We start from the raw sequence: 11,030 nt of genomic DNA on the forward strand, positions 1-11,030 counted from the left end.
GGTGAGACCGATGTTCCGATGTTCGTGACCTATGTGGACAGCGTGTTCGCAGGCGCAACCACTGACATGGTGCAGTTCAGATTTACATGGGTGATCTCATCCGATGTGACGCAGATCAGGAGTGCAGATACCTATGGAGTATTCAAGGATGCAAGCGTCAATACTGTCACTAGGACCCTCAGTCTAAAGAATACTGATACAGAGATCAGTCTGACCAGGGACTCAACACAGGACCTCATGGGCAACCTGAAGTTCAGGACTGCAGACAGCAATGAACTGAGATTCTACCCCAAGGTTGATTATCAGATCGGAGAGGTAGAACCAGGACTAACACCAACACCGATTGGAACACCAACTCCAACACCACCAGTAAATGTAACAGTTACACCAACTGCAACACCACCAGTCGAAACACCAGTAGAAACACCACCACCAGCAACACCGACACCAACACCAACACCAGAAACCCCAGGCTTTACAGCAGTCTTCGCAATCGCTGGTATGATTGCAGTAGCATATCTTGTACTGAGACAGAGAAAGTAAATACATAACGAAGGGATTAATCCCTTCAACTTTTCTTTTTTTTATAGCCTCGATTCCAGGTATTCCCTTTCCTCGATCAATTCCCTTATTTTATCCTCCCTTGACATGGGCATGGAATACGCCTTATCATCGATCTCTATTGTAAGATCGCCGTTATAACCGCAGTCTTGCAACGCTTCAAGTACCTTATCTATATTCCTCATACGGTGTACCGGGTAATGCACCTTCCCATCATGCGGAGCGCCGGCATGTATATTAATCATCCTGTGGTTGAGCTCTTTTATAAAAGACATGGCATTTTCATGCGACTTATTGAGAGCATGTACAATATCTAAAGTAAAAAAAAGTCCTGGAAATTTGTCCAGCACCTCTTTCATCTCATCCGGTGATGAGCACATGCTTGAGATATAAGGCATACTGTTCTCAAGTGAGAGATTAAGGTTAAGGCTGTCAGCCTTATCTTTGCATATTTTTAAATATCTCAAGAATTTATCCCAGTCTTCACTTGTAGGAGTTCGCTTGACCGTTCTCTTGCCAGGGTGAATAGTGACCACTCTTGCCATTATCCTCTGTGCAAGCTCAAGGGACCATAATGTCTCCTTTATCGTGGCTTCATATACGTAATCATTATACGATGCCGGGTTTAAATCCAGTATAGGTGCATGGAGGGTACATCCATCTGGCATAATAGAGATAGCCTCTTCCAGCATCATCTGTGATGTCTCATCGTTTCTGTTCATCCAGAAATGAGGTGTCTCTACCCAGAACTCAATGCTCCCTATGCCTGCCTCAAGCAGTATATCCACTATATCATAGATACTGTACTCCCAGAGAAACAGGGAAGCACATGAGATCCTTGTTCCCATGATATTACTATTGGAGACAGGACTATATAGTAATTTCAGCCGATCTTCCTTGAGTGCCGAAGCTCAACTGCCATGCCTTTTGCGCACTGCTTCATCTCCCATCCACTCATAAGGGCACGCCCCACTCCAAAGAATCTCTCACCCTGGACGATCACCTCATCGTTTGGGCGAATCTGGGGATCTGCATCCAGTACACCGGGCGCAAGGATACTGCTGTGAGGTATAAAATCGCCTATCTTCACTCTATAGTATGGATGATCGCAAAGCTGAAGCCCTCCTTCGAGGGTCAGGGCGATTGTACCGTATTGCGGGATTAATGTTGCAAGCTGTTTATCTGTGAATAACTGGAACCTGGGGAACGGAGCTTTAACAGCAGCACCATTAACAAGCATATTGCCTGCGCCACGTCCGAATTGATAATCCGCTAATGTGCGCATAATATCAAGTTTTGCCATCTCACCTGAGCGTTTTTTAACACTTTCAAGCTCAGAAATCGCTTTTTGCAGTTTGTCCAGTGATGCCCTGGAGGTCACGCCATCATCGGCTGTATAAATAAAATCAATTCCAAGCTCCCTTTCCACAGATTCGCATATCTCCCTGTATGCGCCGTGCACATGTGCGACTATGTTCTTGTATCTGTTTTTTATAAGATATGAGCGCAGGCATGCTGTTACCCATGCCCTCTCCTCCATATCCCAGTAGCCCGTGACCGGAGTATCGTAATGTGCTGCCGGATACATTAGTTCAAGCTCACGCGGTACGATACCTAACGGGGAGGTGATGATCACCTCATGGACATACCTGCGGTATTTCCCCATAGCATTGATGAATTTCTGATGTGAAAGAGAGGTTGAATATGGCTTTTTTGCAGAGCAGGGAAGAAGTACAAGGGTATCCAGATCAGGCGCAGTATAGCGCTCCATTACTCTCTTTGCAAACCTTTTAATCTCCACCCTGTTAAGCGATTCTGATGTATTGGCGTATAATGTATCTGATCTTAAAATTGGTGTTCTTTTTTCAAGAAAGGTGTATTCTGCATCGATAAAGCGAAGCGCAGCAGTAAGCCAGGGATGCGCCCTGCACTGGCGTTCAACATACTCGCGCAGATGCCCACCCCTTATATGCTCGCGAACATTGCGCATCTCCTCGCCAAGTTTTAATGAGTTGTGGTGTGATAGCAGCTCAGAGCGCTCTTTTTTGGGAAGTTTCATAAATTCCTGCGGTGTATTTGCTGAGCACACAGAACAGACGCAGGGAAATTCACGCAGCCTGTCAAGATGGTGTTCGCCTGAATTCGTAAGGTAGATATCCTGGTATCCTTTGATAACAGGCAATGTCTCATCTACGATATCAACGCCGATATACACAAGCATCGACAGGTTCTCTGGAGTGGCAAGGGCAGGCGCGTACAATAATGAGTCAGCGCGCGTGTTTTCTTTGAGCCTGATTATTGAGTTAACGAACTCCCTGGGCCTTTTCTCAAGCTGTCTGGCTGCGCCGAGAACGTACATATCGGCCTCTATGAGTCTCTGGTGAAAGGGATGGATAACCAGGCCTGTATGGGCCATATCGGGTGCAGGCTGCGCCCCGGCAGGCGAATCCTGAAGCTCTTTTATTATATCCTCTCTTGTATGCAGGGGTAATGATCTATGAGGAAGAATGACTATTTTTTTGGTATCGAGTTCATGAAGTGCAGTTTTTTTCCAGAGAGAGCCAGGATCGATTACAGGGCAATCCTTTTCATGAATCTGGATAATGGCGGGAGTTGAAAGTTCTTTATCCAGAACCAATTTACCAATTCTGGCTGCTGCGTCACGATGGATGATTTCGAATATTTTGCTCATAATGTTTCAGAATAATTGATTTTTGGTTTATCATGCATGGAGAGTATGCTGTTTATGTGATAACTTTATTTAAAGCTGAGCTTGATTTTATCGGAACCTCCGAAAATTTGATATGATAGCAAAATGATATAATTCTTGCTATGACAGAGACTCAGGTTATTTTCAGGCTGGATAAAAAATTACTTGAAGATTTTGATGAAAGTTTGAAAGTCTCAGGATTCAAGACAAGGAATGAATGGTTCAGGGCAGCCGTCAGAGGATTCCTTGATGATATTGAGCGAAAAAAGGTGCTAAAGAAGCTCAATATGCTCGAAATAAAAGTTGGAGAGAAGAATTAAGTATTAAGTTTCCATCCTGTTACCCCTCACCAGCCAGCACCACAGCGGCACAAACCTCACCCTCTTCCCGTCCCTCTCCTCCTCCCCAAAATAATCATCCGTTATTACAATTCCCTCCTCAACCTCAAGCTTCCCCATAGCCTCCACTAGCGCCTCCACTTCCCTCTCTTTTGTCTTAACATCACGGACATCCCAGCATACCTGAACCAACTGCTCCGTTCTTAGATCCTCCATAACCACAAAATCCATTTCACCCTTCCCTTTCCAGTAATAAACCTTCTTCCCTCTCCTCAGCAGGTCAATGAAAACAAGGTTCTCGCAGAGCCTCCCGATATCCTGGGAGAACCTGAAAGCCACTGCGTTTCTCATCCCCGTATCAATAAAATAGATCTTCTTTGGATTTTTTATTTGATCCTTCAGGGAGTATGAGAACCTGGCAACCTGAAAAGAAAGATAGGCTTTTTCAAAATAAGTAAGATATTCTCTTACAGTGTTCTCATGCGTCCCGGTCAGTTTCCCGATATTATGGTAACTTACTGCATTTGAGATATTACTTATCACAAAATAAGCGATCTCTTCGAGTTTATTCACATGTCTCACCTCAAAGCGGGGAACAATATCCCTGTACAGGATATCCTTATAATATTCTTTTAAGACAACCTCCCTGTGCGATTCATCAAGAAAAACCACCTCCGGAAAACTGCCCCATTTCAGAACCTCATCGAGATGATGCCTCAGTGTATCTTTTATCCTGTAGTTCCTAAGATAAATCTCTGCGGGATCAGGCGATATGATTATATCTTCTCCCTTTGCTTTCAGCACTTCTCTAAGATTAAAGGGGAATACCTCAAACTGAAGGTTCCTTCCCGTCAGGAGCGTTGAGAGTTCAGAAGATAAAAGCGTGGCATTTGAACCTGTTACTATGAATCTTATACCTTCTTCCATATCGTAGTAAGCTTTTATCCACTTCTCCCAGTTCGGAACGTTCTGGATCTCATCAAAGAGCAGGTACTTTATTCCTTTTGGATTTTTGAGTTTTAAATAATCCCTGTAAAGTGTCTCAATGCTTCTCGATTCTGTTCTCAACCCAAGGAAAACAGGATCATCGAAATTCACATAGAGCACATTTTCAGATGGTACTTTCTTAAAAAGGGCATCCATAAGCTGATATAATAGGTAGGACTTGCCTGATCTTCTGACCCCTGTTATCACAAGGATATATTTTGTATCAAGAAATCTTACAACTTCTGCCTTAATATCCCTCTCTATGCCTGTGGGGAATTTTTCCTCCCTCCAGTGCCTGTTCTGTCTGATCAGTATCTCTTCATACACCATTATCAACAATATATTGTTGATAAAGCTTAAATTTTTCGCAGTATACTATGAACAAATCTGCGGTTGCGTTCCTCTCATACCTTCATATGCGCGCCTTCTCTTCCTTTGCCAATCACTTTAGCCCTCCGCGCGATCTCCTCCATCAGAGGATGTTCCCCATCATACACGAACGTGAACTCGGCCTCAGGATTCAACTCCATCAGCTCCAGCATGTTCTGGAGCGCCACAGTAAGAGACTCATAATCCGGCTCATCCGTCACTTCTGCATTGAAAGGATACGTTTCCTTAAGCTCCAGCGGGTATGGACCAAATGGAGGCTTAAAATCAAGTACATAATCGAAATCGTACTCATTATCAAGCCTCTGCGCCCTGATAAGTACCCTGCCTTTAAGATCAAGGTTTTTAAGCTTTTTCCTGTACCTTAAAACCTCTGGCCTGAGTGATGATTCAGGGCCGCTGTAGAAGAACGTGGATTTTGATATCGGCTCGAACTGCTCTACCCACTCAGAGTAAGAAAGCGCACGCTTGAGCCCGTCCAGGAGCCGGGGATGCGCCCTGCATCTCTGCTCCACGAGTTCCCACAGGCTCCCCTCTTTTATTGCCTGCTTTACCTCCCTCATCTCAGCAAATGTCGCATACAGGTTGTGGCGCGCAAGCAGCTCTTCTCTATTCTCGCTCTTTATTAGTTCCTCTGCATCATGTGAAGTGCATATCGGGCAGGAACATGGCAGGTAATGGAGTTTATCCACATGATATGTGCCCCGCACTGTCATGTACCGCCCTTCCTTAGCGTAAAGAGCGTACGAGGCAGAATCGAACAGATCACAGCCCAGGGCTACTGCAAGAGAGAACATCATAGGGTGTCCTGCCCCGAACAGATGTACAGGTGCCGAAGGTGGAAGTCCTTTTTTTGATGCCACAATGACATCAACAAGATCAGAGTAACGGTACGATTCCATAAGCGGGACTACAGCCCCAAGGGGATAGATATCAAAATAGACATCAAAACCAGCCTGGCTTAACCTGCGCGCAGCCCGCTCCCTCAGTTCAGAGAATGTCGAACCCTGCACAGGTGCAGCCAGAAGCATATCTTTTTTTAAACCGAGTGCTTCCTCTGCCCTCTCTATGGTTATCTCAAGCTCTGACTCGGCGCGCGTGAATGGAACATCTGGAGGTGTGGGTATATCAAGCGGAACGCCAATATCCGAGCCGATCTCCTGCTGGAACTGGACTATCTGTGTATTATTAACTTCTACCTGCCCGTACACGGATAATTGATATGAACCCGAATCCGTCATTATCGGGCCATCAAAATCAAGAAGGGAATGCAATCCGCCGCTCAGGGCTCTCTCTCTAAGCTCGGGTTTTCGATAGATTATATATGAATTAGTGATAATGACCTCGGCGCCGAATTCGCGAAACTCTGAGGGCTTAATCGTCTGGATATTGGGGTTAACTACAGGCATGATTGTTGGCGTCTCTATTGTACCGTGGGGGGTTTCAAGGCGCCCGATGCGACCACAGATATCCTTATGGAAGATTTCAAAGATTTGGGGCATGATCGGGCTAAGTTATGATGGGAGAGTATATTAAAATGAGGTTGGGCACTATTAGAGACCATACTATAATTAAAACATAACATTTATCTTCTTGAAGTTAATACAGTACCTAATAAAAAACGGGCTAGTATAGGGGGAATGCAATGTTAGAAACTCCTGAAGAGAGGATAAAATTATTAAAAGCAGGTATCAACAGCAAAACAATAGAAACACTTTATCTAATATATAATAATTTCAAAGTAGTACGCAATCCTGTACTCTGTGACTGTAAACCAAAGCTATAAATAAAACATCACGTATCTTGGGGATTTTATGAGTGAATGTTTTCTATGCCATACTGCCCTTGAGCCAGTCAATGATGCTGAGATCGAGGGTGTGGAGTTATGTATCGATTGTTGTGAAAAACTGGATGCAATTACAAGGGATTATCTGGTCTCAAGTCCTGGCGGTCTTGAGCTTATTTTTGATATCATCGCAGATGACCTATCAGATCCGGAAGGCAAACTAAGGGATGTACTGAAAGATGTTGTCAGGGAAGTGGTATCAGAGAAGTGAAAAAATTCTCTGCTCTCAGGATCATTAACCTGGTACTGTGTAGAACAACTCTAAGATACCATATATTATTACCAGAACAACAATAATTGCCAGAACAATTACAATATCTTCTTTTTCGAGATTTATCTTTTCTTTCATCTTCCGATCACCGGAATTTCTGATAATTAACTATCCGTTTTTAAGGTATATAAGTTCATCCAAATAAATACACCGGGTCACCTGCTGTATACAGCAGATGCATGTAATTTTACAGAACTGGGTTCACGTATGTTTATATCTTTTTGAGGCCACACTAACAGTATCTCTTGGAATCGAGTGTTTATTAACGGCAAGATAATTATCAATTACCTTTAGCTCATTGTGGTATGCGGGGGAGATCATCTGTGCATATTCCAGGCCGTCGCTTGTCATTACATACTCATATCGCTGCTTCCACCTGCCGTTCTTCTCAAAATAACGCAGATCCTCATCCACCATTCCCATGGCAACAAGAAGCTGGATATCCTCAAAAAGCCTGTCGCTGTAAGGGAATCCATAGTGGTTATGAAAGCTGTAATCAAGCAGGTTATGCAGTTTATCCATCTCTCCAAGCTCTCTTACCAGACGATAGATCACGTTAATATTACGAAGCCTTGGCATAGTGATTCTTCCATCTGATTCCTTACTGAACATCCTGTGCGCGCTGTAGAAGATGAGGAGAAGACCCTCGATAGGCAGGTAGTTCTCATTTCTGATAAAGCGCAAAAGCTCAGGTGAGAGGCTCTCGATGCCGAGTAAAAAATCATCCGATGCCTGCAAGAGCCTGGAATTATAATCCGCTCTTGAGAACACGCACAGCGATATCTGGCGCGAGATTGCCCTGACAAGACCGTTAGCCAGTGCGGATTCATCATAGAAGAAGCTCTCCTCCTCCCCGATTTTCACCCTTGTGCTCTTTGGGATACCGCTTGCAATATCAAGATCAACAAGCACAGGCGCTCCGTATTTATTCTCAAAGCGTTTTGCAAGCTCTACTTCAAACATCTTTTTGGCGACACCGCTCCTGGCAATAGTTGAGAGTGCCATGCGGGTCCTGGGATTGAGGTTCTTCTGGGTAAAACGCGACACAGCACCCAAGATGTTAGCATTGCGAATATTCATTATTAGTCTCTTAGCGCTCGCCTCCCCATTAGCCTCAATAAAGTTTAACAGGTCGCTGTCATTATATAAAGTGAAAAATTTTGGTATAGTTGCGCTCACATCATTTCCTGATTTCTCATAATTAATAAGGGCATCTTCAAGAGCATGGAGCAGCATGACCCTTGCTCCCTGGGTTTTCGGGTTATGGATTATAGCAGAATAATGGTGTGCTCTGGCGATCAGCATGGATTCAGCAGCGATCATTGCCATATCCTCATCATGGCTGATAGGACCACCCAGTACCATCCTGCCGTTGCTCAGGGAGAGGCTTCCCACAATCTGGTCAACATCCACAAGTCCAAGTGAGACGCCTGTGTGATATGAATCACGCAGCAAAAAATCAATCCTGTCAGCATCTATATCATCCGAGATAATCTGGGCAAGATAGGGCTTTGAAAGTGCATCAAGGTCCCCTGTTGCCATCTGAGCGATCTCTTCAAAAAAAGATTCTGCCTTCTCCGGGGATTCAACACACCCTGCAATTTTGGGCTTTGTATGGAATGAGTTGGATATGATGTACCTTGTGAACATCTCATGGCACACGAACTTCTTTCCCCCTATCACTGGCTGGTATGCCGGGTTTCGTTTCAGGACGCTCTCCACTACATGTGAGAATGCACAGTGGCCGATGTCATGAAGGAGAGCCGCGATCCTTACCTTTATAATCTCATCACCGCAAAGACCCAGTGCCTTTGCTATCCTATCAGCTATGAAAAGTGTTCCTACACTGTGCTCAAAACGGGTATGGTTTGCGCCAGGAAAAGCGAAATCGGCAAGTCCCAGTTGCTGTATACGCCGCAGTCGTGCCATCTCGGGAGTATTGATAATTAGCCACTCAAACTCGCTTATCACTACATGACCATAGATCGGGTCTATAATGCCTGAAGATAAACACACTGATAAAGAAATTGTTTCTGAAACAATATATATTTAACGCAAAGGGTGACCCCAAATGCTATAAAGGAGAACATTCAATTGAAATATTGTTAATAAGATGGGATTTGCATAATGAAGAGCACAAAAGAAAAGGAAATACAGCGAGTTTATAGTAAAGCCATATTTGAACGTGGTTTTGAGTATTTTAAAGAAGGAAGAGTTTTAAATGCGATTGAGTTTAAGGAAAAATTATTCGGAGAGGTAGTAGGGACTGTTAGATACAGGACAGAGGTGGATCTGGACGGTTTTGAGAGTAAGTGCTCATGCCCTTATGGAAGAAATTGCAAGCATGGTGTTGCACTGCTGCTGCAGTATTTCAATGGAGAGTACATAGATGGGGATGAGATCATGAAGAGGCTTGAGGGAATGGATAAGGAGGAATTGGGGGGAGTTATAGAAAAACTGATAAGCATGAATCCTGAAAGCCTGCTATATTTAGGTCCTTATCAGACAGGCAAGGAGAAAACGAGTGAGAAACGGATTAAATCACTGGATAAAGAGATAAGATCAAGGCTACGGCGCGTGGAATATACCTACGCTGATGCTGATTTCGTGGATGATTTTGCAAAATTCATAAAAATCAATGAAGATGCGCTCACAAAAGAGCATATCTTTTATATTCTGGAATTCCTTATTGAAAATAGCGAAGAGTATGGGTATTTTTATGACGACTACTTAGATAGCTATTTTGGAGATGCGATCTTTGAGAATTTATGTGATGCATTTGCAAAGAAAGAACTGAGGGAGGAGGATTTTGAGAGATTAAATGAGTTAATGGATAAAGATGATTATGATATGCTGGATTCGTTTATCAGCCGGATGGTCGCGGCAGAAAATGCGATTAGGCTAAAGGATTTTGATGGATACATCAACGAGTTTCTGGATGAGCGCTCCTATATCGAGTTTCTGGTGAACTGCGGACTGGTAGAAAAAGCGAGGAAATTGATTGAAACTGAGACCTATCTGGATGAAGAGAGCAGGTTCAGATTATATCTGCGGATCGATAGGGACGATGCAGTAGAGTTTGCCAGAAAAAAGAGATTCTATCCAAGCCTGATGCGGTATTACCATGAGATAGGAGCACATGATGAAGCCGTAGGATTATTTAAAGAAGTGGTAACCGATAAACAGAAAAAAAAGCAGTTAAAAGGCGATCGGTATCTTTATGGTGATATTCTTGATTCTATAGATAAAAGCGAAAAGAAGGATGAGATGGATAAAGTCCTGCGCTCTCTTTTCGAGGTATGCTATTCGTTCAAGTATTATGGGTTGTGCGTGGATGCAGGGATCAGGCTTGGCGACAAAGGGCTCATGCGTAAATTGATAGATAAAGAGAGCAGTTATTACTTCGATACTGAATCGAAGATAAAATTGCTTGAATATTTGAGTGAAGAATACAGGGAGGAGGTAGAGATAGAGCTAAAGGAGTTAGCTGAATCCCTGATAAAGGAAAAGAACAATTATGCATATGAGAAAGCGACAGAATGCGTTTTCTTATTGAGGGAGATGATGGATAAAGAAGAGTGGGAGGAGTATGTGAAAGCGCTCTATGGAAAGCATTCGAGGAAGATAAACCTGTGGAGCAGGTTTAAAAAGAGAGGGGTTGATCTGAGGATGAAAAAAGGGGTGGTGGGTATAGAGGTGAGAAGGTAAGACTGGAGAAATCCAGGTCTTTCGGCGAAGGCTCTTTCCTGGGCTTGGATGCCCAGATGAGGTGGGCTGTGTCGCGCTGCCTGCGCTTCTCGGCGCTGTAGCTGAGGCGCTCTTCCTGGAGCGTCCAGTCAGGGTTTTGGGTAAGTTCGGATGACATTTTTATCCTGACTTTGACAGTTAAATAATAGTATTGTCCTCAGCATGTTTGTTATTTATGACGTA

10 protein-coding genes are annotated in these 11,030 nt (G+C 43.8%); 5 read left to right on the top strand and 5 right to left on the bottom strand.

Annotated elements, in window-relative coordinates; translation table 11 throughout:
• On the top strand, positions 1–543 hold a 543-nt coding region (locus tag ANME2D_RS03780), incomplete at its 5' end, for an S-layer protein domain-containing protein (RefSeq protein WP_048089286.1).
• A 41-nt stretch (positions 544–584) separates the two neighbouring features.
• On the opposite strand, the gene ANME2D_RS03785 is transcribed toward ANME2D_RS03780, so the two are convergent.
• The gene (locus tag ANME2D_RS03785) at positions 585–1,409 is read right to left on the bottom strand and encodes a sugar phosphate isomerase/epimerase family protein (protein WP_048089287.1); all 825 of its coding nucleotides are present in this window, start codon (positions 1,407–1,409) and stop codon (positions 585–587) included.
• A 35-nt stretch (positions 1,410–1,444) separates the two neighbouring features.
• The gene (gene arcS, locus ANME2D_RS03790) at positions 1,445–3,253 is read right to left on the bottom strand and encodes an archaeosine synthase subunit alpha (RefSeq protein ID WP_048089288.1); all 1,809 of its coding nucleotides are present in this window, start codon (positions 3,251–3,253) and stop codon (positions 1,445–1,447) included.
• Between the two features lie 140 nt (positions 3,254–3,393).
• Here arcS and ANME2D_RS03795 point away from each other — a divergent pair, with 140 nt between their 5' ends.
• Positions 3,394–3,591, top strand: a complete 198-nt coding sequence (locus ANME2D_RS03795; protein ID WP_048089289.1) for a ribbon-helix-helix domain-containing protein — start codon at positions 3,394–3,396, stop codon at positions 3,589–3,591.
• A gap of 3 nt (positions 3,592–3,594) precedes the next feature.
• On the opposite strand, the gene ANME2D_RS03800 is transcribed toward ANME2D_RS03795, so the two are convergent.
• Positions 3,595–4,926: an ATP-binding protein gene (locus tag ANME2D_RS03800; RefSeq protein ID WP_052368549.1), complete on the bottom strand. Its 1,332-nt coding sequence runs from the start codon at positions 4,924–4,926 to the stop codon at positions 3,595–3,597.
• A 74-nt stretch (positions 4,927–5,000) separates the two neighbouring features.
• Positions 5,001–6,485: a tRNA guanosine(15) transglycosylase TgtA gene (tgtA, locus tag ANME2D_RS03805; RefSeq protein WP_048089290.1), complete on the bottom strand. Its 1,485-nt coding sequence runs from the start codon at positions 6,483–6,485 to the stop codon at positions 5,001–5,003.
• A gap of 143 nt (positions 6,486–6,628) precedes the next feature.
• Between tgtA and ANME2D_RS17845 the strand changes: the two genes are divergently transcribed.
• Positions 6,629–6,769 carry a hypothetical protein gene (locus ANME2D_RS17845; RefSeq protein ID WP_157833951.1) on the top strand — a complete coding sequence of 47 codons (141 nt, stop codon included), beginning with the start codon at positions 6,629–6,631 and terminating at the stop codon, positions 6,767–6,769.
• A 28-nt stretch (positions 6,770–6,797) separates the two neighbouring features.
• Positions 6,798–7,040, top strand: coding sequence for a hypothetical protein (locus ANME2D_RS03810; protein WP_048089291.1), 243 nt, complete (start codon positions 6,798–6,800; stop codon positions 7,038–7,040).
• Positions 7,041–7,301: 261 nt separating this feature from the next.
• Here the strand turns inward: ANME2D_RS03810 and ANME2D_RS03815 are convergent, their stop codons facing one another.
• Positions 7,302–9,116, bottom strand: coding sequence for an HD domain-containing protein (locus tag ANME2D_RS03815; protein ID WP_048089292.1), 1,815 nt, complete (start codon positions 9,114–9,116; stop codon positions 7,302–7,304).
• 111 nt (positions 9,117–9,227) lie between these two features.
• Between ANME2D_RS03815 and ANME2D_RS16710 the strand changes: the two genes are divergently transcribed.
• Positions 9,228–10,808 (top strand): SWIM zinc finger family protein, encoded by a 1,581-nt coding sequence (locus tag ANME2D_RS16710; protein ID WP_052368550.1) that lies wholly within the window; start codon positions 9,228–9,230, stop codon positions 10,806–10,808.
• The last annotated feature ends 222 nt before the right edge of the window (positions 10,809–11,030 follow it).

The sequence above is a fragment of the Candidatus Methanoperedens nitratireducens genome (genome assembly GCF_000685155.1).
In the GTDB taxonomy this organism is placed as follows: Archaea; Halobacteriota; Methanosarcinia; order Methanosarcinales; family Methanoperedenaceae; genus Methanoperedens; species Methanoperedens nitratireducens.